Raw genomic sequence first — 22601 nt, forward strand, 5'->3', positions numbered from 1 at the left:
TCGCCGGATCATTTCGGCGATGGCCTTTTCGTTTCAGCTTGTCTCGATCACACGTTGCGATTGCGCACATGCTCAGGCGAAAGCACGGTCGGCAGCGCCTTGGGCAAGGTCGCCGGCCAGTCACGGCTGAAGTGTAGGCCGCGGCTCTCGCGCCGCGAACGCGCGCCTTCGACGATCAGCGAAGCCACGTCGACCAGATTGCGCAATTCGAGCAGGTCGCGGCTCACCTTGAAGTTCGCGTAATACTCGTGGATCTCGTCGCGTAGCAGAGCGAGCCGATGCTTCGCTCGTGCGAGCCGCTTGTCGGTCCGTACGATACCGACGTAATTCCACATCAGGCGGCGCAGTTCGTCCCAGTTGTGCGCGACCACGACTTCTTCGTCGGGATCGGACACGCGGCTTTCGTCCCAGTCCGGCAGCGGGGCGTGGACAGCGGCACTAAACCCTTCTTCTTCGATAGCCTGCGCGGCGGAGAGGCCTATCACGAGGCACTCCAGCAACGAATTGCTGGCCAACCGGTTCGCGCCATGCAGGCCCGTGCATGACGTCTCGCCGACCGCATAGAGGCCCGCGAGATCCGTCCGCCCCGCCAGATCGGTGACGACGCCGCCACACGTGTAGTGCGCGGCCGGCACGACCGGAATGCCTTCTTTGGTGATATCGATGCCGAATTCCTGGCAGCGCGCCAGAATCGTCGGGAAGTGTTCACGCAGGAATTCGGGCGACTGATGACTGATGTCGAGATACACACAGTCGATGCCGCGCTTCTTGATTTCGAAGTCGATCGCCCGCGCGACGATATCGCGCGGCGCGAGTTCAGCGCGTTCGTCGTGATTCGGCATGAAGCGCGTGCCGTCCGGCAATTTGAGAATTCCGCCTTCGCCGCGCACCGCTTCTGAAATCAGGAATGATTTTGCATACGGATGGAACAGGCAGGTCGGATGGAACTGGATAAATTCCATGTTCGACACGCGGCAGCCAGCCCGCCACGCCATCGCGATGCCGTCGCCCGTCGCAGTGTCGGGATTCGTGGTGTAGAGATAGACCTTGCCCGCGCCGCCCGTGGCGAGCACCGTATGCGGTGCTTCGATCGTGACCGTGCGTCCGCTTTGCAGATCCAGCGCGTACAGGCCGTGACAACGACGACCCGGCAAGCCGAGACGGTCTGACGTGATCAGGTCGATGGCGTAGTGATCTTCGAGCAGCGTGATGTTCGGGTGGCGGCGCACGCGCTCGCTGAGCGTGGCCACCACGGCATGGCCGGTTGCATCTGCCGCATGAATGATCCGGCGATGGCTATGGCCGCCTTCGCGCGTGAGGTGGAAGCCGAGCTCGGCGGCGTCGTCTTTGGTGAACGGCACGCCTTGCGCGATCAACCATTCGATCGCCGCGCGACCATGTTCGACGATGAAACGCGTGGCAGCTTCGTCGCAGAGACCGCCGCCGGCGATTAGCGTGTCGCGTACGTGATTTTCAATGCTATCCGCCGAATCCAGAACCGCGGCGATGCCGCCTTGCGCCCAGTCGCTTGCGCCTTCAGTCATCGATCGCTTGGCGACCACCGCTACACGACGTGTTTCCGCCAGATTGAGCGCGACGCTCAAACCAGCCAGACCGCTACCGACAATCGCCACATCGAATTCCATTGCCTACATCTCCGTCTTTTCGTTTTTGCGGTGACGGCGTGCCATTCGCTCGCCGCTAAAACGAGAAAGGATACGCGCCGCAATGGATGAGGGAAAGCTGGCCGAATGGCATAAGACTATTTGTTAGCGAATATGCATCGACAGCCGCACACATGCAAAACAGTGCACGCCGAAAACGAAAAAGCCCCGCACGAATGCGAGGCTTTTTGCATGTCTTTGCCTTCGTCAGGCAGGAGCCAAGATTTATTTAATCTTGGTTTCCTTGTACTCAACGTGCTTACGGACGACCGGATCAAACTTCTTGATCAGCATCTTTTCCGGCATGTTGCGTTTGTTCTTCGTCGTCGTGTAGAAGTGACCCGTGCCTGCGGTCGATTCCAACTTGATCTTGTCGCGTGCGCCTTTTGCCATGATTTACTCCTTAGGCTTCGCCGCGTGCGCGCAGATCTGCGAGCACGGAGTCGATACCGTTCTTGTCAATCAAGCGCAGACCAGCGTTCGAAATGCGCAGACGCACGAAACGGTTTTCGCTTTCCACCCAGATACGGCGGCTTTGCAGGTTCGGCAGGAACCGGCGCTTGGTTTTGTTGTTCGCGTGGGAAACGTTGTTGCCGCTCATCGGCGCTTTCCCAGTTACTTGGCATACGCGTGCCATGAGAGCACTCCTAATACGCTAATTCTGAGTTCGAACGCCGTGAAAGTTTCCCGAAAAGACTCGCGCTGAGCTTGTGACACAACTCTAGGCACGTTTCCTTTCCGGAACGCCTTGGTGGCTTCGGAACAGGGGGTTGGAAATAGGCAAACCGGAATTATAGCGGAAAAAAAGCCGCAAAATCAAACCTTATTTGCGATGTCGGACCCGGCGTGGCATCTGCGCGACCCTGGTTCGCGCCTTCTCACGGCCAGCCGGCGCGGGCAAACGAGTAAACGCTGTCGACGCCGACAACCAGATGATCGACCAGTTGCACGTCGATCAGTGTCAGGGCGTCGCGTAACGTATGCGTCAGACGGTGGTCGCTTGCGCTCGGCTGGACGGCGCCGGAAGGGTGATTGTGCGCGACGATCAGGCTGGCCGCATTCAGGCTCAGCGCGCGCCGCACGATCTCCCGTGGATACACGGCCATGCGCGTGAGCGTGCCGTGCGCGCTTTCCTCGCAGTGTATCAGTCGATGCCGCGCGTCAAGGAAGAGCGAGACGAAAACCTCCAGTGGACGCCCGCCGATGCGCAAACGCAGGTAATTTTCCACTGCTTCGGGTGAATTCAACAGCGAGCGTGAGCGCAGCTTGTCGACTAACGAACGGCGCGCCATTTCCATGATGGCGAGCAGCTGCGCTTTTTTCGCCGGGCCGATGCCGCGCAGGCCGTCGAAATCCGTGTAAGTCGCGTCGAGCATGGCGCGCAGCGAGCCAAAACGGTCGAGCAACTCGCGCGCGACGCTGAAGACGTCGTGACCGGGTAGGCCGGAGCCAAGTATCAGCACGATCATTTCGGTATCCGACAACGCGCCGGGACCTTTCTTCAGCAACCGCTCGCGCGGCATATCGTCTTTAAGCCATTTGCCCCGCAGAAGCGGCGAGGGCGATGGTGCGCCGCAAGCCGTACCCTTGGGCGGCTGCGACTCGGTGGCGGGCACCTTGAAGGCTGCCTCGTCAAACAGGGTGGCGTCATCTGCCATATATAAAGTGTCCTCCGCTTCGGGTTCTGGGCGCCACGACGCAAGCCGCCGCTCGCCATGTGGCTTACAATAGACGCTTTGCGCACGGCACCCGACGGTTTGCCACACGCGTCGACTGCGCCAGCGGCGCACGCGTGCAGCGCGCTTCGACTGAGCGAGCATTGCATGAGCATCATCGACATTTCCGAAGTGAAACCCGGTTCACATGTGACGCTTCACTACCGGCTTTCCCTTGCCGATGGCGCCGAAGTCATCAATACGTTTAACGACAAACCGGCCACGCTGCTGCTGGGCGCGGGCCAACTGGCGCCGCCGCTGGAAGATATTTTGCTCGGTTTGAAGGTGGGCCACCATTCGACCTTTCAGCTAACGCCGGGGCAGGCGTTCGGTCCCCGCAATCCGGAATTGATCCAGCGCGTGTCGCTGGCCACGCTGCGGGAAAACAGCATGATCGGGGAGGATTTTTCGCCGGGCGACCTGGTCGAATTCAACGCACCGGGCGGCGGCCGCTACGCCGGCGTCCTGAAAGAAGTCGGCGAAACCTCGGCTCTGTTCGATTTCAACCACCCGCTTGCCGGCCAGGCGCTGGCGTTTGAAGTGAAAATCATCGGGATTCTGTAAACATGAGCACCACGGATACGACTCTTGCTGAAACCGAGATCCTGCTGGCGCAGCCGCGCGGGTTCTGCGCCGGCGTCGACCGGGCTATCGAGATCGTCGAGCGGGCCATCAAGTTGCACGGCTCGCCGATCTACGTTCGTCACGAAATCGTCCATAACGCGTACGTCGTCGAGGATCTGCGCAAGAAAGGCGCGATCTTCATCGAGCGGCTGGAAGAAGTGCCGGCCGGCAATACCGTCATTTTCAGCGCACACGGCGTGTCGAAGGCCGTGCGTTCGGAAGCCGAGTCGCGCGGGTTGCGCGTGTACGATGCGACGTGCCCGCTCGTGACCAAGGTGCATATCGAAGTCGCGAAGATGCGCCAGGACGGCTTCGACATCGTAATGATCGGCCACAAAGGTCATCCTGAAGTCGAAGGCACGATGGGGCAGGCGGGCGAGGGCATGCATCTGGTGGAAGACATCGAAGACGTGCAGGCCTTGCAACTGGCCGATCCCGAGCGCATCGCCTTCGTCACGCAAACCACGCTCTCGGTCGACGACGCCGCCGAGATCATCGGCGCGTTGAAGGCCAAATACCCGGCCATCCGCGAGCCGAAGAAGCAGGACATCTGCTACGCCACGCAAAACCGTCAGGACGCGGTGAAGTTCATGGCGCCGCAGTGCGACGTCGTGATCGTGGTCGGCAGCCCGAATAGTTCGAATTCCAACCGGCTGCGGGAATTGGCCGAAAAGCTCGGCGTGCCTGCCTATATGGTGGATTCGCCCGATCAGATCGATCCGGTCTGGGTCGAAGGCAAGCGCCGCATCGGCGTGACGGCCGGCGCTTCGGCGCCGGAAGTGCTGGCGCAGGCGGTGATCGCCCGGTTGCGTGAACTCGGCGTGCGCAACGTGCGCGCGCTGGACGGCATCGAGGAAAACATCGCGTTTCCGTTGCCGCGCGGGCTGGGTTTGCCGGCCTGACAATCTGCCGACTGCTGAAAGAAAGCGCGCCCGAGGGCGCGCTTTTTTTATCTCCAGCCGTCATCAAGCCTATCCATAATAAAGTGCCAGATCACAGGAAAGTGCTGGTTTTGGCGTCTGCGCGCACAAATTTTTTTGAAAAGTGATCCGGTTTTTTATAGATTTATATGTGATGCGGCCCCGTTTTATATGACCTGAAGCGGTCGGCGCTTTTTTGACGCACTAAGATAGTGCGTGCATCGCCATACTCACGAAAACGTAATACTTAAGGCGAAGCGTGCTGTAACCGGGGCCCGGCGGAATCCGCCGCAACACTTGATGCCATTGGGTGCGACGCTGGTGCAACTGATGCACGGAAAACTATCGCAACCGGGTTGCGCCTTTTAGGGGATTTCGCTCTCAAAATAAGGTTGCAATGCAGGAAAACCCTGCCGGTTCAACAATATTGCCCGTCGCAAAATTGGAGTTACAATGCGCGCGTTCTCAAGGCCTTAGGGCCCTGAACAATAGTTTCTGGAAGGTGCGGGAGACCTACTTAATGCGAGTCAGATTTGCTTACGCCGTGTCCATCGCGGTCGCGGTTGCGATGTTGACCGCGTGCGGCAAGAAACAGGATGGCGAGGCGGGAGCGGGTGCGTCGGCGGCTACGGTCGCGGCGGCGCCCGCGAGCGAAGCGACTGTCGTGAAGATCGGTCATGCGGCCCCGTTGACCGGGCCCATTGCTCATCTTGGCAAAGACAATGAAAACGGCGCGCGTTTGGCGGTCGATGAAATCAACACCCAGGGTTTGACTATCGACGGCCGCAAGATCCAGCTGGAGCTCGACGCGCAAGATGACGCCGGGGACCCGAAAACGGGCACGGCGGTCGCTGAAAGATTCGTCGACGATCATGTCGTCGCCGTGGTCGGCCACTTGAATTCGGGCGTCTCGATCCCGGCGTCCAAGATATATAGCGATGCCGGGATCCTGGAAATCTCGCCGTCGTCGACGAACCCGGGGTACACGCAACAAGGTTTCAAGACGACTTATCGCGTGGTGGCGACCGATGCCCAGCAGGGGCCGGCGCTTGCCAACTACGCAACGAAAGTGCTCAACGCGAAACGCATTGCGATCGTCGACGACTCGAGCGTCTACGGCAAGGGTCTAGCCGACGAGTTCGCGAAGACAGTGCAGGCGAGCGGGGCAAAGATCGTTGCGCGCGAAACCACGAATGACAGGGCTACGGAGTTTCAGGCCGTCCTTAAAAAGATCAAGCGTGTTCAGCCGGACGTGATCATGTTCGGCGGCATGGACGCAACGGGCGGGCCGTTTACCAAACAGGCGGCGGCGCTCGGTATCAGGGCAAAAATCCTTGGCGGCGACGGTGTGTGTACCGACAAGGTGGGTGAGCTGGCGGGAACCGCCGTGCAGAACCTGGTCTGTTCGGAGGCAGGACTTGCGCTTTCGAAAATGGACAAGGGAGCGGACTTCGAAAAGAAGTACGTGGACCGCTTCCACACACCGGTGCAGATTTACGCGCCGTTCACGTATGACGCTGTGTACGTGATTGTCGATGCAATGAAGCGCGCTAATTCGATCGAGGCGCCCAAGGTGCTGGCTGCGATGCCGTCGACTGATTACAACGGGGTAATCGGTCACATCGCGTTCGACGACAAGGGTGATTTGAAAGAGGGCGCCATTACGCTTTACGACTTCAAGGACGGCAAAAAAGCGGTTCTCGACGTCGTGAAGATGTGATGACGGGACGTTCAGCCTGACGGCACCGAAACCACCCAACGGTGCCGTTTTTGCATCCGCCGAAGGCAAGCCCGCGACTGTCATCCAGTCGCCAAGGTGAACCGGCAGCGGATAACCCTTACCGGTCTTTTACATCAGTACCCGCAGTGCCGTTGAGATTGGCGTACCGCATCACCGCCCACCGGCTGATGAAGAACGCGAATCCAGTCGCACGGGCTAAGGAGCATTAAATGGATATTTTCATCCAGCAGGTCCTCAACGGGCTGGTGCTTGGCAGCGTTTACGCCATCATCGCACTGGGCTATACGATGGTTTACGGCATCCTGGGCATCATCAACTTCGCTCACGGCGATGTGTTGATGGTGGGCGCGATGGTTGCGCTTTCAGCCATAGGCGTGCTTCAGAACCACTTCCCCGGCCTCGGCAATGTGCCGACGCTCATCATCGCGCTGATCATTGCGGCCATTGTGTGCGCGGCGGTCGGCTACACGATCGAGCGCGTGGCCTACCGGCCGTTGCGCAAAGCGCCGCGTCTCGCCCCGCTGATCACCGCGATCGGCGTGTCGATCCTGCTGCAAACCCTCGCGATGATGATCTGGTCGCGCAACCCGCTGCCGTTCCCGCAGCTGTTGCCCACCGACCCGCTGAACGTGATCAAGGCCACCGACACGACGCCTGGCGCCGTGATCTCGATGACTGAAATCGTGATCATCGTGGTGGCGTTCCTCGTGATGGGCGGCCTGCTGCTGCTGGTCCACAAGACCAAGCTCGGCCGCGCCATGCGAGCCATCGCTGAAAACCCGGGCAATGCCTCGCTGATGGGCGTGAACCCGAACTTCGTGATCTCGGCCACCTTCATGATCGGCTCGGCGCTCGCCGCTCTGGCCGGCGTGATGATCGCGTCGGAATACGGCAACGCGCACTTCTATATGGGCTTCATCCCCGGCCTGAAGGCCTTTACCGCAGCGGTGCTCGGCGGTATCGGCAATCTCGGCGGCGCGATGGTGGGCGGCGTGATTCTTGGGCTGATCGAACAGTTGGGCGCCGGCTATATCGGCAACCTCACTGGCGGTGTGTTCGGCAGTAACTATCAGGACGTGTTCGCTTTCATCGTGCTGATCATCGTGCTGGTGTTCCGTCCGTCGGGCCTGCTTGGCGAACGTGTTGCGGATCGCGCCTGATCCCGGGAGAAAACAGACATGACCTCAATTCAACCGATCGAGCCGTCCACGACGCTCATCCCTGAAAAGAACCTGACGAAGACGCTGACCGTCGGCATCATCACCGCGATCTTCGTGATCGCGGCACCGATGATCATCGGCTCCGCGGGCGGCAACTACTGGGTCCGCGTGCTCGACTTCGCGATGCTGTACGTGATGCTAGCGCTCGGCCTCAATGTGGTGGTCGGCTTCGCCGGCCTGCTCGACTTGGGCTACATCGCGTTCTACGCGGTCGGCGCTTACACGTCCGCGCTGCTGAGTTCGCCGCATCTGTCCTCGCAGTTCGAGTGGATCGCGCATCTCGCGCCGAATGGCCTGCACGTGCCGTTCCTGATCATCGTGCCGTGCGCGATGGCCGTCGCCGCGTTCTTCGGCGTGATTCTCGGCGCACCGACGCTGCGTCTGCGCGGCGACTACCTCGCCATCGTGACGTTGGGCTTCGGGGAAATCGTGCGGATCTTCCTGAACAACCTCGACCGTCCGGTGAACATCACCAACGGCCCGAAGGGGATCACGGGGATCGACCCGGTGCACGTCGGCGACTTCAGCCTCGCGCAAACGCACTCGCTGTTCGGCTTCCAGTTCCCGTCAGTCTACTCGTACTACTACCTGTTCGTACTCGCCGCGTTGCTGGTGATCTGGGTATGTACGCGCCTGCAGCACTCGCGTATTGGCCGTGCATGGGCGGCGATCCGCGAAGACGAAATCGCCGCCAAGGCGATGGGCATCAACACCCGCAACGTGAAGCTGCTGGCGTTTGCGATGGGCGCGTCGTTCGGCGGCCTGTCGGGCGCGATGTTCGGCTCGTTCCAGGGCTTCGTGTCGCCGGAATCGTTCACGCTGCCGGAGTCGATCGTGGTGCTGGCGTGCGTGGTGCTGGGCGGCATGGGCCACATTCCGGGCGTGATTCTCGGCGCGGTGCTGCTCGCGGTGCTGCCGGAATTCCTGCGCTCGACGATGGGCCCGCTGCAGAACATGGTGTTCGGCCACGAAATCGTCGATACGGAAGTGATCCGTCAGCTGGTCTACGCACTCGCGATGGTGCTGATCATGCTGTACCGCTCGGAAGGCTTGTGGCCGTCGCCCAAGCATGAAGACAAGATCGCGAAACTGTCGAAGCGCAGCGGCAAGAAGCCGGTGCGCGCCTAAGCACCGCCGGAGAAAAAACATGAGCGATAACATTCGACTGTCGGTGAAAGGGGTCAACAAACGCTTCGGCGGTTTGCAGGCGCTGTCCGACGTCGGGCTTGAAATCAAGTCCGGCCAGATTTACGGTCTGATCGGCCCGAACGGCGCCGGCAAGACGACCTTCTTCAACGTGATCACGGGCCTGTACACGCCGGATTCGGGCGAGTTCAAGCTCGACGGCGAGAACTACACGCCGACCGCGGTGTATCAGGTGGCGAAAGCCGGCATCGCGCGCACGTTCCAGAACATCCGTCTGTTCGGCGGCATGACCGCGCTGGAAAACGTGATGGTCGGGCGCCACGTGCGCACCAAGCACGGCCTGCTGGGCGCGGTGTTCCAGACGCCGGCCGAGCGCAAGGAAGAGCGCGAGATCAAGGAGCGCGCGATCGAATTGCTGGAATACGTGGGCATTGCGCAGTACGCGGACTACACGTCGCGCAACCTGTCGTACGGCCATCAGCGTCGACTGGAAATCGCGCGCGCGCTGGCAACCGATCCAAAGCTGCTCGCGCTGGACGAACCGGCCGCCGGCATGAACGCGACGGAAAAGGTCGAGCTGACCAAGCTGCTCGACAAGATCCGCGCGGACGGCAAGACGATTCTGCTGATCGAGCACGATGTGAAGCTCGTGATGGGTCTGTGCAACCAGATGACGGTGCTCGACTACGGCAAGGTGATTGCGCAGGGTCTGCCGCAGGACGTGCAGAAGGATCCGAAGGTGATCGAAGCTTATCTGGGTGCGGGGGTCCACTAATGGCTACAGCAATGTTGAAAATCAAGGGCCTGCAGGTCAATTACGGCGGCATCCAGGCAGTCAAGGGGATCGACCTCGAGGTTGCGCAGGGCGAGCTGGTCACACTGATCGGCGCGAACGGCGCGGGCAAGACCACGACGATGAAGGCGATCACCGGTCTCAAGCCGTACACGATCGGCGACATCGAGTACATGGGCGAGTCGATCAAGGGTGTGCCGCCGCATCTGCTGCTCAAGAAGGGTCTCGCGATGGTGCCGGAAGGGCGCGGCATCTTCGCGCGCATGTCGATCGTCGAAAACATGCAGATGGGCGCTTATCTGCGTACGGATACGGACGGCATCAAGGCGGACGTGGATCGCATGTTCGGCTTCTTCCCGCGTCTGAAGGAACGTGCGGCGCAGTACGCCGGCACGCTTTCGGGCGGCGAACAGCAAATGCTGGCGATGGCGCGCGCGATCATCTCGCGTCCGAAGCTGTTGCTGCTGGACGAGCCGTCGATGGGTCTGTCGCCGATCATGGTCGAGAAGATTTTCGAAGTGGTGCGGGCGATCTCGGCGGAAGGCATGACCGTGCTGCTGGTCGAACAGAACGCGCGTCTCGCGCTGCAGGCGGCGAATCGCGGCTACGTGATGGACTCGGGTCTGGTCACGATGTCGGGTGACGCGAAGCAGATGCTGGATGATCCGAAAGTGCGGGCGGCGTATTTGGGTGAATGAGTTGGGCGAATGAGTGGGGTGAATAAGCCCGTTTAGTTTGCTCTGCCTACGACAAAGGCCGCATGCGCGAAAACGCATGCGGCCTTTGTCTATTTGGCGTGACTCGAATCAGGCGGCAGGCACCGCGTCCGCAAATTCACCCAGACGCTTGCCGAGGCTGATCACAGCATCGGCACGATAACCGAGCGCCTCGTAAAACGCACGGACGTCGGCTTTCGCGGACAACACCTGCAGATTCAGCTTCGGACAGCCTCGCTCCGTCAATGCGTTTTCGACATGCGCGACGAGCCGCGTGCCGATCCCGTGACGACGCAACGATTCATCCACCGCGAGCGAATACAGCCAGCCGCGGTGGCCGTCATAGCCGCCCATCACCGTGCCGACGATGCGCTCGCCGAGCACCGCGACAAAGAACAGCTCCGGCTGCGTCGCCAGCTTGTTGGCGATCGACAGATGCGGATTGCGCTGCGGCCTCGTGACATCCCGGTACTCGGGGAAGGCTTGCTGCCACAGTGCGACCACGGCATCGGTGTCGCTCGCTTCGAAGCGGCGGATCGATAGCGTTGCGCTCGTCGTCATACGCGCGGTCCTGTTCGGTTACAGCGTGTCGAGAATCGAACGCAGCATCGCCATCATCTGGTCGATTTCTTCGTTCGTCACGTTCAGCGCCGGCATGAAGCGCAGCAGGTTCGGACGCGCGGCGTTCAGCAACAGGCCGTCGGGCTGCATGTCGCGCGCCTTTTCGACGATCTGGTTGCCGATGTCCTTGCCGAGCAGCAGCGCGCGCAGCAGCCCTTCACCGCGTTCGCCCTTGAAGCCCCGCTCTTCCGACAACTCCAGCAGCTTCGCGCGCAGATACTCGCCGCGCGCCCGCACGCCTTCGAGGAAACCCGGCGCCGTGAGTTGCGAAATCACCGAATAGCCGACCGCGGTCATCAGCGGATTGCCGTTGTAGGTGCCGCCCTGGTCGCCCGCTTCGAATATGGCGACCTCCGCCTTCGAGAGCAGTGCCGCGAGCGGCACGCCGCCGCCGATGCCCTTGCCGAGCGTCATGATGTCCGGCTCGATGCCCGACAGTTCGTACGCGAACAGCGTGCCGGCACGGCCGCAGCCGCTCTGGACTTCATCGACGATCAGCAACAGGTTGTGCTTCTTCGTCAACTCGCGCAGTTGCTGCATGAACTCGCGGGTGGCGGGAATCACGCCGCCTTCGCCCTGAATCGGTTCCAGCATCACGGCAACGGTTTTCGCGTTGATGAGTTTTTCCACCGACGCGATGTCGTTCAGGTCCGCCTTCGGGAAGCCCGGCACTTGCGGTGCGTAGATCGTGTCCCAGCCCGGCTTGCCGCTCGCCGACATGGTGGCGAGCGTGCGGCCGTGGAAGCTGTGATCGAACGTGATGATCTCGAACGCGCCGTCCTTGAATTTCTTGCCCCACTTGCGGGCGAGCTTGATCGCGCCTTCGTTGGCTTCGGCGCCGCTGTTCGCGAAGAACACTTTGTCGAAGCAGCTATGTTGCGTGAGCAGGTCGGCGAGTTGCGCCATCGGCTGGTTGTAGAAAGCCGGCGATGGGTTAATCAGCAATTGCGCCTGCTTGTTCAGCGCTTCGATCATGCCGTCATTGCAATGGCCGAGGCTGTTGACCGCCCAGCCCTGGATGAAGTCCAGATATCGCTTGCCGTTGTTGTCGTAGAGCCACGAGCCTTTGCCGTGCGTGAAAACGATTTCGGGCCGGTTCGTGATGTACATCAGCGACTCGATCGGATATTCATTGAAATTCATGACGGCAGGCTCCAGACAGCAGGGGTGAAGGGTAGATGAAGATTGGCCAACTACGAACCAGGGGCCGGAAAAACAGAAAAGCCACGGCATGCCGTGGCTTTCATGATCCGAACAGCTCGCGCCCTGGTGCGGCGCGAATCCGTGACGAAGCCAGCGGCGTCCCTAGGGGAGCGGCGAGCGGCGACGTCGAAGTTCGGATGGGATGCGGTTCATGCGCGAAAGAATACGACAAGGAAAGCGCTGGTGTAAACCGTGAATTTGCGTCGGACGGATATTTTTGTCCGCTGCGCGAATTCATGCGGCGTTCCGATTATGAGATGTGCGGCTGACTAAAATATGACGGCGGCGCTTTGAATCGATTGTCCGACGGGCAAGGCGGCTCGCAAAGAACGCAAAGAACGGTCGCCGGAAATGCAAATGGGCGCTCAGTTGAGCGCCCATTCTGAATCAGGAAGCCGGGGGTCCGCCCACCCGAAGATAGCTGCCGACGCTGATCCCGACTTATCGCCAACAATTCTAAAATCCAGGGAGGCTTCCGTCAATGGACCACCTCACAGACCAGGAAATTTCCGCAGTCGCAACACTGCTTTCCGGAGAGCGTTTGAGTACATTTCATGCGATGGCGGGCACGACTCGCGCGGCCGTTGCCCTTCATCAGCAGATGCTGCAACTCGCCGGGGCACTGATGAGCGTGACGGCGGTAGTCGAGATAGCGCTGCGCAACGCGGTGTGCGATCGGCTGAGCGATCACTTTGGCGTAGACGGCTGGTTGCGTCGTCCACCCGCTTCGTTCGTTTGGAAAGTTGAGGAGCGCAGCAAGATCGAAGCGGCGGTGCGCGGAGCGCAACGCGCGGCGTATGCCAAGCTATCACCTTCTGACAAGCGTGCGCTCGATCAAACGGTGTTCCGCCGTGGTGTGCCGGCGGGCCTGGCACATGAGCTTCGGGTCGACGCGCGACAAAAGCGATCGCTGTTCAAAGCGGCCAGGTGATTACCCAACTCACGATGTACTTCTGGAAGCGCCTCTTTTCGCGCGACTACGAACAGACTCTCTGGAAGCCGGCGCTAAAGCGCATTTTCCCGGAAAAGCAGATCGACAGGTCCGCGATTGCCGTTCAGCTTGAGCGCATCTACCAGACACGCAATCGCGTCGCACACCATGAGCCGGTGTATGGTCACAGGCTGTTCGACACGCTGAGCGCGGTGGATTTCCTGGCTTCGAATCTGGGAACGGCTGGCGGCGATGGCCGCACCGCATTGCATAAAATGCTGGCGTCCGACCATGCTGCGCTCGAGAATCAGGCGCACGTGCTTCAGCGCGGAATCGAGACTTGCGTCGGCGTGAACCATCAATGCACGAAGCGCGTCCATTCGCATAACCGCGCTTCCAGAAATGCGCATGGCGAGCATCGGCGCACCTACGCCGATGCCGCTCACATCAAACCGCGTTCGCCAGATCCGCTGCGCTCGTGAACGAATCCGCGTAAAACTCGTCTTCCGGCAGAGCGTGATGTTGCGTGAAATCGCGCTGCGCCGACTCGACCATCACCGGCGCGCCGCACGCATACACCTGATAGGCAGACAGATCCGGCAGATCCTCGATCACCGCGCGATGCACAAAACCGACGCGGCCCGTCCATGCATCGCTCGCGTCCGGTTCCGAGAGCACCGGCACGAACTTGAAGTTCGGAATCTCGCGCGCCCATTGTTCGGCTAGTTCGAGCAGATACAGATCCTTCTTGCGACGTGCGCCCCAGTAGAGCGTCATCGGCCGGTTCAGGTTCTTGAACACAGCGTGCTCGACGATCGCCTTTAGCGGCGCGAAGCCCGTGCCCGAGGCAAGCAGCACGATCGGCTTGTCCGAATCTTCGCGCAGGAAGAACGTGCCGAGCGGCGCTTCGAAGCGCAGGATGTCGCGCTCCTTCATGGTGTTGAACACGTGATCCGTGAAGGCGCCGCCGGGCATGTGACGGATGTGCAATTCGATCGGGCCTTCCGCGTGTGGCGCATTCGCCATCGAATAGCTGCGGCGCTTGCCGTCTTTCAGAATGAATTCGAGGTACTGACCGGCGAGATATTGCAGACGCTCATTAGCGGGCAATTGCAGCTTCAGCACGACGACGTCGTCGGCCTTGCGCTCGATCGCGTTCACGCGGCAGGGCAGCTTCTTGACCTGCACGTCGCCGACGCCCGCCACTTCGCGGATGTCCACTTCGAGATCGGTGCAAGCGGTCGCGCAGCAAAAGAGCGCCATGCCGCGCGTCTTTTCTTCGTTCGACAAAGCCGACGACGAATGCGGACGCTGCTCGATTTCCCCACTGATCACGGTGCCCTTGCACGAACCGCAAGCGCCGTTCTTGCAGCCGTATGGCAGGCCGATGCCCTGACGCAAGGCGGCGCTGAGCACCGGTTCGTCCTGTTCTACCTGAAACTGCCGGCCGCTTTGCCGGAGCGTGACGTTAAATGCCATAAAGTGTTCGAAATCGAAAAGTCGGTAATCGTTATCGGACCCGCGTGACCGGACCCGGCGTGTCAACTGCGCGGTACGTGCCGCGCTTGACGGCTACAATGCGTCCACCATGAAAGCGACACGAAACTTCCGCCGGCCGCGTGTGTTAATCGTAGGTTGCGGCGATGTCGGCATGCGCTGCGTGCCCTTGCTGCAGCCGCGCGCGCATGTCTTTGCGCTGACCAGCCACGCCGGGCGGTGCGCCGAATTGCGCGCCGCGGGCGTCACGCCGCTGGTCGGCGATCTCGACGTGCGCGGCAGCTTGAAACGGTTGGCGGGCCTCGCACCGACGGTGCTGCATCTCGCCCCGCCGCAGAAAACCGGCGACGACGACCGCCGTACCCGCGCCTTGCTCGCAACTTTAAGCACGCGCCGCGCTTCAGCGCGGGCCGCCGTGGCGCCTGCAGTCTCGCCGGTAGGACGGTTGCGCCAACTTCGTGCCTCGTGGGCGGAATCTGGAACAGCCAATATTGTACCCGACGGGGTGCGCCGGACCGCCGGTTCGCGTGCACCCGTGCGCCTTGTGTACGCGAGCACGACGGGCGTCTATGGCGACTGCGGTGGCGCGTGGATCGACGAAACCCGCGCGACGAAGGCGGCCAACCCGCGCGCCAGGCGGCGCGTCTCGGCCGAGCGGCAATTGCGGCGCGCGAACGCGCGCGGCAGCGTCGCGGCGAGCATCGCGCGGATTCCGGGCATTTATGCGGGCAACCGCCTGCCGCTCGCGCGGCTCGAAAAGCGCACGCCGGCCCTGATCGATGCCGACGACGTCTACACCAATCATATTCACGCCGACGATCTGGCCGCGATCCTCGTGCGCCTCCTCACCCACGGGCGGCCGGGGCGCGTGGTGCACGCATCCGACGACACGTCACTGAAAATGGGCGAGTACTTCGACGAGGTCGCCGACGCGTTCGGCCTCGCGCGCGCGCCGCGCATCACGCGAGCCGAAGCGGAGTCGCAGGTCGAGCCGACCTTGCTGTCGTTCATGCGTGAATCGAGGCGGTTGATAAACCGGCGTCTCAAAGAGGAATTGTGCGTGCGCCTGCGATATCCGAGCGTCGAGGATTTTCTGCGTGAAGGCGTGAAAGAGTAGCGTGAACCGCGTTGTTGCAAGCCGTCCGACGCACCTCGAAAAGCCACGAAAAAGCGCGGCAAAAAGCCACCTCTCCAGGCGTCGCCCGGAAAATCCCGCCCGCGCCGCGCTTCGCCGTATCAGCGCGGCGCGGCCTCGCGCGACCTACGTCAGCGCGGGCAATGCTTCCAGCAACAGGAAACACAGCATCGCGCCGATCAATGCGCCGATCAGGTTCGGATGATATTTATGCCGCAGCCGCATCATGACCAGCAATCCGCCGATCAGGACCAGTCCGACGCACACGAAAGCAATCATCACGGACGAAATCTGCAAACCATCGTGGATGACCATGGCGCCCCTCCTTGAACTCTTTGTAGTCTTTGTTTAAACGAGTATAGAGCGAGGTGTAAGGAAGATCATGCTGCGACGCAGCGCGCAAACAGGCGCCGCGCGCGTTATGTGGGCAGCCGCTCACGCGTTTTCCTGCGGCATCAAGAGCTTAAAGGGGCGCTACCGGTTTACCCGCTCCGTAAAGATCCGAGGTCGGTTTCGTCGAGCCATTGCCACGCGCCCGGCGCAAGCGTTGCGGGCAAGGCGAGTCCGCCGATCCGCTCGCGATGCAGCGCTTCGCATCGGTTGCCGGCGGCGGCAATCATCCGCTTGACCTGGTGATACTTGCCTTCCATCACGGTGAGCGCGAGCGTGTGAGCGCCGCGCGCCGCTGCGTCGACTGCGGCGATTGGTTTGGGCTCGCCGTGCAGCAGCACGCCGTCGCGCAACGCGCTCAATTGCGCGTCGTCGATCGGATGACGCGTGGTCGCGACATACACCTTCGGCACTTTGCGTTTCGGCGACGTGAAGAGGTGCACGAACTTGCCGTCGTCGGAGAGGAGCAGCAGGCCGGTGGTGTCCTGATCGAGCCGGCCCACGCATTGCACGCCGCGCTCGGCGAACTGCGGCGGCAACAGGCTGAACACGCTCAGATGATGCTGCGGATCACGCGAACACTCATAGCCCGCCGGCTTGTTCAGCAGCAGATAGGCGTGCTCGCGATAGGGCCAGACGACGCCGTCCACGCTGAAGGAGAAGGGGGTGTCGCCGGTGGGGAAGTCGGCGTCGGCATCGGTGCAAACAGCGCTGCCGATGCTCACGCGCGCGTCGGCGATCAGCGCGCGGCATTGGCGGCGCGAGCCGAAACCCTGAGTGAAGAGAATGCTTTCGAGATTCATGGCGAGCGAAGAATAACACCGCAAGAAGCGGAGCGCCCGGTGCCGCGAGTCGGACGACGATGAACGCTCCAATGTCCCGTCGCCGGAGTTCATCGATGCACGCCACATCTGCCGCTTCATCCACACACCCACTGCCTGCCGCTTTTCAGCGGCTCGCGTGGTCGAACCTGGTCGCACAATCCGCCGAACAGATCAGCCTCGCCGCCGCGCCACTTGTCGCGGTCTTCGCACTCGGTGCCGACGCGCGCGACACGGGTCTGCTGCAAACCGCGCAGACGCTGCCGTTCCTGTTGCTGTCGATCCCGCTCGGCGTCTGGGCTGACCGCCGCTCGCGCCGCACGTTGATGACGCTCGCTGAAAGCGTGCGCGTGATCGCCATGCTGTGCGTGCTGCTGCTCGTCATGAGCCATGCGTTGAGCTTGCCGCTGCTCGCCGCACTCGGCTTCATCGCCGCGACCGGCACGGTGGCCTACAACGTCGCGGCGCCTTCGCTGGTGCCAGCACTCGTGCCGCGTGAAGCATATGCCAGCGCGAACGGCCGGCTGGAATTGGCGCGCAGCGTGGCCTATTCCGCGGGGCCGGCGCTCGGCGGCCTGCTGGTCGGCTGGATCGGCGCGGGTTGGGCGTACGGTTGCGCGGCCGCGCTGTCGGCGCTGGCTGTCGCGTTGCTGGCGGGCTTGCGCGAACCGCCGCGCAGTGCACTGCCGCCACGTCACTTCATGCTGGAACTGCGCGACGGTACGCGTTTCGTGCTGCGCGATGCGTTGCTGCGTCCCATGCTCGCGACCGCGGTGTTCTTCAACCTAGGCTTCTTCGTGCTGCAAGCGGTGTATGTGCCGTATGCGGTGCATCGGCTGGGCCTGAGCGCGTCGGCGGTCGGCGTGACGCTCGGCGCCTACGGTGTCGGCATGGTGTGCGGCGCGCTGGCCGCGCCCGCCATCGCGCGACGCCTCGCATTCGGCCGCGTGCTGATCATCGGGCCGTCGTGCGGATTGCTCGCGTCGCTCGTGATGGTGACAACGCTCGCTGCGCCGTCGTTCTGGTTGGCATTGCTGAGCTTCTTCCTGCTCGGCGCCGGACCGATTCTGTGGGTGGTCGGCTCGACCACGCTGCGCCAGGCGATCACACCCGAACGGATGATGGGCCGCGTCTCCGCGCTCAACAGCACCGCCACCTACGGTGCGCGGCCGCTCGGTGCATTGCTCGGCGCGGCGATCAGCGCGCGCTGGGGTATGGACGCTTGTCTCGTCGCGGCGGCGGTGGCCTTCCTCGTGCAGGCGTTGATCATCGTCATGTCGCCGGCGGCGCGGCTGGCTCGCATTCCGGAGCAAAGCGCAGCGGCGTGCTGAAAATGGATTTTCACGAAGCCGCACGGGTGCGCACTTGAGATGCGTCTTTTGTTCGCATCGCGTCGGTGAAAACCCTCAAAAATGAAAATGAATTTTTTTCTGCGAGATTTCCGTGTAAATATACTTTCATTCATTTTCATTACGCCAAGCGCCCGGCCACCTCGTTCGCATGATCCGTCAACCATCCGTTGCTTCCGATTCCGCCGAGCAGGCCATCGCCGCGCGCATCGCCGCGGCCATGCCGACCCTCACGCCGATCCATCGGCGCATGGGCGACTACGTGCTGGCCAATCTGTTTCGCGCGGCAACCATGCGCATCGACGAACTGGCCAGCGTGGTCGGCGCGTCGGTGGCGACGGCGAATCGCTTCGCCCGCGCGCTCGGTTTCGACGGCTATCCGCAATTTCGTGAGGCGCTGGTGCGCGGTTTCGAGGCGACGCTCGCGCCGGTCGAGCGCTTGCGCAGTGCGCAGGAATCGCTCGCAGCCGGCGACGATGTGGTCGACGCCTCGCTCGAACAGGCCGCCACTAATCTGCATGCCACCCGCACGGCAATCGACGGCGCGGCCGCCGAAGCCGCCGTCGAAGCGATCATCGCCGCACGCCGCGTGTTCGTGCTCGGCTTCGGCGCCAGTGCGTTTCTCGCGGGTCTGATGGAACACGGCCTGATGCCGTATCACGACAACGTGCAGTCGCTCGCGCTGATGGGCGGACCGTCGCACGCCGCGCGGCGTCTGTTTGCTTCGAGCGAGGGCGACCTCGTCATCGGTATCGCGTTCCCGCGTTACGTCGAAGACACGATTGAACTCGCGCATCGCGCGGCGGGCCGTGGTGCTCGCGTGCTCGCGCTCACCGACAGTCCGCGTTCGCCGCTCGCGCAATTCGCCGACATCTCGCTCTATGTCCGGGCGGACCGGCGGCTCGCGGCGAATGCCGATTCGGCCGTGCTCGCCGTGATCGAAGCGCTGTGCGACGCGGTGGCGTATCGCGCCAAGCGCTCGGTGAAGGCCGCCGCCGAGGTCAGCGAATTCCTGTTGCCGTGGCTCGTCGATCCGCAAGCCGAGGCTACCGGCACGAACGCGCGAGCCGCGCGCGACGCGGTCCGAGCCACCCGCACTTCCCGTACTCCTCGCACTACCAAAGCCAAACGATGAACTCCAACGCAGTCATTGCCATTCATGGCGGAGCAGGGACGATCCTGCGCACGTCGATGTCAGCCAGCGCCGAAGCCGAATATCACGCCGCCTTGCGCGCGGTGCTGAGCGCCGGCCAGCGCGTGCTCGCCGACGGCGGCAGCGCGCTCGACGCCGTCAGCGAGGCCGTGCGTCTGCTCGAGGATTGCCCGCTTTTCAACGCGGGCCACGGCGCGGTTTATACGGCGGCCGGCACGCATGAACTCGACGCGGCGATCATGGACGGCAGCACGCTCGAAGCCGGCGCGATCTGCTGCGTGAAGCGCGTGCGCAATCCGATTCTGGCGGCGCGCCGCGTGCTCGAACGCAGCGAGCATGTGCTGTTTACCGGCGAAGGCGCGGAAGCGTTCGCCGCCGCGCAAGGACTCGAATTCGTCGAGCCGGAGTATTTCCATACTGAAGCGCGTCATCGTCAGTGGCTGATCGCGCGCGGTCAACAACGCGCCATGCTAGATCACGATGGCGCGACGCTGGCCGCCACTTCGTCTCCGAATGACGACAATCCCACGCCGCACGAACCGATCGATCCGAACCGCAAGTTCGGCACGGTCGGCGCGGTCGCGCTCGACCAGCACGGCCATGTGGCGGCGGCGACGTCGACGGGCGGCGTGACCAACAAACAGGTGGGCCGGGTCGGCGACACGCCGCTGATCGGCGCGGGCTGCTATGCGGACGACGCGACCTGCGCGGTCTCGACCACCGGCTCCGGCGAAATGTTCATGCGCATGGTCGCGGCCTACGACGTCGCCGCGCAAATGGCCTACCGCAACGTGTCGTTGCAGCAAGCCGCCGATGACGTGGTGATGAACCGCCTGCCGAAGATCGACGGACGCGGCGGCCTGATCGCCGTCGATGCGCGCGGCAACGTCACGCTGCCGTTCAACACCGAAGGCATGTATCGCGGTTTCGCGCGGCTCGGCGAAAGCCCGGTGACGGCGATTTACCGCTAGTCAGTCTGGCCGCTCACAGCATGCACCTCCGTTAGCCGCGTTCGAATTCAAAGGAACTACCGTGCCGACTTCATCGCACACCGCCCGTCCGCTTATCGAGACCTTGCCGCCGCAACGCGTGCTGGCGGTCGACGATCTATCGGTCGCCTTCCGTAGCGGCGACACCACCTTCAACGCGGTGCGCAATCTGTCGCTGACGGTCGAGCGCGGCGAGACGTTGGCGATCGTCGGCGAATCGGGTTCGGGCAAATCAGTAACCTCGCTCGCGTTGATGCGGCTGATCGAGCACGGCGGTGGGCGCCTTGCCGGCGGCAGCATCGCTTTTCGGCGCCGCGACGGCAGTGTGCTCGACCTCGCGAAAGCGTCGTCCGGCACGATGCGTTCGATTCGCGGCGCCGACATCGCGATGATTTTCCAGGAGCCGATGACCTCGCTCAATCCGGTCTTCACGGTGGGCGATCAGATCAGCGAGGCGATCGCGTTGCATCAGGGCAAGAGCCGCTCCGCCGCGCACGCTGAAACGCTGCGTCTGCTCGAACTCGTGCGCATTCCCGAAGCGCGGCGCGTGGCGGCGCGCTTTCCGCATCAACTGTCGGGCGGCATGCGCCAACGCGTGATGATTGCGATGGCGCTGTCGTGCAAACCTGCATTGCTGATCGCCGACGAGCCGACCACCGCGCTCGACGTGACGATTCAGGCGCAGATTCTGCAACTGATCCGCGGCTTGCAGGACGAGATGAACATGGGCGTGATTTTCATCACGCACGACATGGGCGTGGTCGCCGAAGTGGCCGATCGCGTGCTGGTGATGTATCGCGGCGAGAAGGTGGAAGAGGGCGCGTCCGACGCGTTGTTCGCCGCGCCGTCGCATCCTTATACGAAGGCGTTGCTCGCCGCGGTGCCGCGTCTCGGCGCAATGCAGGGCACCGATCAGCCGGCCAAGTTTCCGATCCTGACCGTCGAGCAGGCGAGCCTGAGCGGCGCTGAGCAGGCCGTGCGTCCGGCTGCCGCCGTCGCGGAAGAAACGCAGCCGCTGGTGCAGGAAACCACGCCGCCGATTCTGCGCGTCCGCGATCTGGTCACGCGCTTTCCGGTCAAGAGCGGAGTGTTCGGCCGCGTGACGGGTCGCGTGCATGCGGTGGAAAAAGTCAGCTTCGATTTGCGGCCCGGCGAAACGCTCGCGCTGGTCGGTGAATCGGGTTGCGGCAAATCGACAACCGGCCGCTCGTTGCTGCGCCTCGTGGAAAGTCAAAGCGGGTCGATCGAATTCAACGGCCGCGAAATCAGTTCGCTGACCGGCCCCGCGTTGCAGGCGCTGCGGCGCGATATCCAGTTTATTTTCCAGGATCCGTTCGCTTCGTTGAATCCGCGTTTAACGGTTGGCTTCTCAATCATGGAGCCGTTGCTCGTGCACGGCGTCGCGCAAGGCGCTGAAGCACAGGCGCGCGTGGCGTGGCTGCTCGACAAAGTCGGCTTGCCGCCCGAAGCCGCGCGGCGCTATCCGCACGAATTCTCCGGCGGTCAACGGCAACGCATCGCGATTGCGCGCGCGCTGGCATTGAACCCCAAAGTCGTGATCGCCGACGAATCCGTGTCCGCACTCGATGTCTCCGTGCAAGCGCAGATCGTCAACCTGATGCTCGATTTACAGCGTGAACTCGGCGTCGCGTATCTGTTCATTTCACACGACATGGCCGTGGTCGAACGCGTCAGTCATCGCGTTGCGGTGATGTATCTCGGCCAGATCGTCGAGATCGGCCCGCGCCGCGCGGTGTTCGAAGCGCCGCAGCATCCGTACACGCGCAAGCTGATGGGCGCGGTGCCGGTTGCCGATCCGGCGCGCCGTCACGCCAAACGCATGCTCGCCGCCGATGAGATTCCGAGCCCGATTCGCGCGCTCAACGATGAGCCGATCGTGGCGCCGCTCGTCGCGGTCGGACCGGATCATTTCGTCGCCCAGCATCACGTGGGCGGCGCGTACTAAAACCCCG

Annotated in this window: 23 protein-coding genes; 13 read left to right on the top strand and 10 right to left on the bottom strand. The window is 62.5% G+C overall.

The genetic code is table 11. The features are described from left to right. Nucleotides 1-47 precede the first annotated feature (47 nt). From nadB to radC, 4 genes are all read right to left on the bottom strand, one after another. The gene (gene nadB, locus B0G82_RS10050) at nt 48-1646 is read right to left on the bottom strand and encodes an L-aspartate oxidase (RefSeq protein WP_116118135.1); all 1599 of its coding nucleotides are present in this window, start codon (nt 1644-1646) and stop codon (nt 48-50) included. A 243-nt stretch (nt 1647-1889) separates the two neighbouring features. Beyond that, nucleotides 1890-2057 carry a 50S ribosomal protein L33 gene (rpmG, locus tag B0G82_RS10055; RefSeq protein WP_007180630.1) on the bottom strand — a complete coding sequence of 56 codons (168 nt, stop codon included), beginning with the start codon at nt 2055-2057 and terminating at the stop codon, nt 1890-1892. A gap of 10 nt (nt 2058-2067) precedes the next feature. Then, nucleotides 2068-2301 (bottom strand): 50S ribosomal protein L28, encoded by a 234-nt coding sequence (gene rpmB, locus B0G82_RS10060; protein ID WP_012434114.1) that lies wholly within the window; start codon nt 2299-2301, stop codon nt 2068-2070. Between the two features lie 241 nt (nt 2302-2542). Then, entirely contained in the window at nt 2543-3322 is a 780-nt protein-coding gene (radC, locus tag B0G82_RS10065) for a DNA repair protein RadC (protein WP_116139405.1), read from the bottom strand. Nucleotides 3323-3487: 165 nt separating this feature from the next. On the opposite strand from radC, the gene B0G82_RS10070 reads away from it, so the two are divergent. The 7 genes from B0G82_RS10070 (at nt 3488) to B0G82_RS10100 (ending at nt 10521) form a co-directional block, all read left to right on the top strand. Further along, the gene (locus tag B0G82_RS10070; protein ID WP_106283410.1) at nt 3488-3943 is read left to right on the top strand and encodes a peptidylprolyl isomerase; all 456 of its coding nucleotides are present in this window, start codon (nt 3488-3490) and stop codon (nt 3941-3943) included. 2 nt (nt 3944-3945) lie between these two features. Then, nucleotides 3946-4905: a 4-hydroxy-3-methylbut-2-enyl diphosphate reductase gene (gene ispH / locus B0G82_RS10075; RefSeq protein WP_106283409.1), complete on the top strand. Its 960-nt coding sequence runs from the start codon at nt 3946-3948 to the stop codon at nt 4903-4905. Between the two features lie 538 nt (nt 4906-5443). Beyond that, a complete protein-coding gene (locus B0G82_RS10080; RefSeq protein ID WP_116139407.1) occupies nt 5444-6643 on the top strand; it encodes a branched-chain amino acid ABC transporter substrate-binding protein in 1200 nt (399 codons plus the stop codon). 230 nt (nt 6644-6873) lie between these two features. Then, nucleotides 6874-7824 (top strand): branched-chain amino acid ABC transporter permease, encoded by a 951-nt coding sequence (locus B0G82_RS10085; RefSeq protein ID WP_012434109.1) that lies wholly within the window; start codon nt 6874-6876, stop codon nt 7822-7824. A gap of 18 nt (nt 7825-7842) precedes the next feature. Further along, the gene (locus B0G82_RS10090) at nt 7843-9012 is read left to right on the top strand and encodes an ABC transporter ATP-binding protein (RefSeq protein ID WP_116139409.1); all 1170 of its coding nucleotides are present in this window, start codon (nt 7843-7845) and stop codon (nt 9010-9012) included. Nucleotides 9013-9031: 19 nt separating this feature from the next. Beyond that, on the top strand, nt 9032-9805 hold the full coding sequence (locus B0G82_RS10095) for an ABC transporter ATP-binding protein (protein WP_095418433.1): 774 nt from the start codon (nt 9032-9034) through the stop codon (nt 9803-9805). Further along, nucleotides 9805-10521, top strand: coding sequence for an ABC transporter ATP-binding protein (locus tag B0G82_RS10100; RefSeq protein WP_012434106.1), 717 nt, complete (start codon nt 9805-9807; stop codon nt 10519-10521). The genes B0G82_RS10095 and B0G82_RS10100 overlap by 1 nt, the downstream gene beginning before the upstream one ends. Nucleotides 10522-10629: 108 nt before the next feature. Here B0G82_RS10100 and B0G82_RS10105 read toward each other — a convergent pair whose 3' ends face one another. Continuing rightward, nucleotides 10630-11100: a GNAT family acetyltransferase gene (locus B0G82_RS10105; RefSeq protein ID WP_116118131.1), complete on the bottom strand. Its 471-nt coding sequence runs from the start codon at nt 11098-11100 to the stop codon at nt 10630-10632. Nucleotides 11101-11118: 18 nt separating this feature from the next. Next, the gene (locus B0G82_RS10110; RefSeq protein ID WP_106283404.1) at nt 11119-12303 is read right to left on the bottom strand and encodes an acetylornithine transaminase; all 1185 of its coding nucleotides are present in this window, start codon (nt 12301-12303) and stop codon (nt 11119-11121) included. A gap of 661 nt (nt 12304-12964) precedes the next feature. On the opposite strand from B0G82_RS10110, the gene B0G82_RS40015 reads away from it, so the two are divergent. Continuing rightward, nucleotides 12965-13294 (top strand): hypothetical protein, encoded by a 330-nt coding sequence (locus B0G82_RS40015; protein WP_181916701.1) that lies wholly within the window; start codon nt 12965-12967, stop codon nt 13292-13294. A 74-nt stretch (nt 13295-13368) separates the two neighbouring features. On the opposite strand, the gene B0G82_RS40020 is transcribed toward B0G82_RS40015, so the two are convergent. Continuing rightward, the gene (locus B0G82_RS40020) at nt 13369-13740 is read right to left on the bottom strand and encodes a hypothetical protein (protein WP_199730072.1); all 372 of its coding nucleotides are present in this window, start codon (nt 13738-13740) and stop codon (nt 13369-13371) included. Nucleotide 13741: 1 nt separating this feature from the next. Next, nucleotides 13742-14773: a CDP-6-deoxy-delta-3,4-glucoseen reductase gene (locus B0G82_RS10120; RefSeq protein WP_121307288.1), complete on the bottom strand. Its 1032-nt coding sequence runs from the start codon at nt 14771-14773 to the stop codon at nt 13742-13744. 109 nt (nt 14774-14882) lie between these two features. Here B0G82_RS10120 and B0G82_RS10125 point away from each other — a divergent pair, with 109 nt between their 5' ends. Beyond that, complete coding sequence (locus tag B0G82_RS10125; RefSeq protein WP_121307289.1) at nt 14883-15908, top strand: NAD-dependent epimerase/dehydratase family protein; 1026 nt, start codon at nt 14883-14885, stop codon at nt 15906-15908. Between the two features lie 144 nt (nt 15909-16052). Here B0G82_RS10125 and B0G82_RS10130 read toward each other — a convergent pair whose 3' ends face one another. Beyond that, entirely contained in the window at nt 16053-16241 is a 189-nt protein-coding gene (locus tag B0G82_RS10130) for a hypothetical protein (RefSeq protein ID WP_106283401.1), read from the bottom strand. A 167-nt stretch (nt 16242-16408) separates the two neighbouring features. Next, nucleotides 16409-17119 (bottom strand): 16S rRNA pseudouridine(516) synthase, encoded by a 711-nt coding sequence (locus B0G82_RS10135; protein ID WP_121308646.1) that lies wholly within the window; start codon nt 17117-17119, stop codon nt 16409-16411. Nucleotides 17120-17214: 95 nt separating this feature from the next. On the opposite strand from B0G82_RS10135, the gene B0G82_RS10140 reads away from it, so the two are divergent. The 4 genes from B0G82_RS10140 (at nt 17215) to B0G82_RS10155 (ending at nt 22594) form a co-directional block, all read left to right on the top strand. Further along, nucleotides 17215-18468: an MFS transporter gene (locus B0G82_RS10140; RefSeq protein WP_121307290.1), complete on the top strand. Its 1254-nt coding sequence runs from the start codon at nt 17215-17217 to the stop codon at nt 18466-18468. A gap of 169 nt (nt 18469-18637) precedes the next feature. Continuing rightward, entirely contained in the window at nt 18638-19621 is a 984-nt protein-coding gene (locus B0G82_RS10145) for a MurR/RpiR family transcriptional regulator (protein ID WP_121307291.1), read from the top strand. Continuing rightward, nucleotides 19618-20610, top strand: a complete 993-nt coding sequence (locus B0G82_RS10150; RefSeq protein WP_121307292.1) for an isoaspartyl peptidase/L-asparaginase — start codon at nt 19618-19620, stop codon at nt 20608-20610. Before B0G82_RS10145 ends, B0G82_RS10150 begins: the two co-directional genes overlap by 4 nt. A 61-nt stretch (nt 20611-20671) precedes the next feature. After that, nucleotides 20672-22594 (top strand): dipeptide ABC transporter ATP-binding protein, encoded by a 1923-nt coding sequence (locus tag B0G82_RS10155; protein ID WP_121307293.1) that lies wholly within the window; start codon nt 20672-20674, stop codon nt 22592-22594. Nucleotides 22595-22601: the final 7 nt, after the last annotated feature.

This window comes from Paraburkholderia sp. BL17N1 (assembly GCF_003634175.1).
GTDB lineage: Bacteria > Pseudomonadota > Gammaproteobacteria > Burkholderiales > Burkholderiaceae > Paraburkholderia.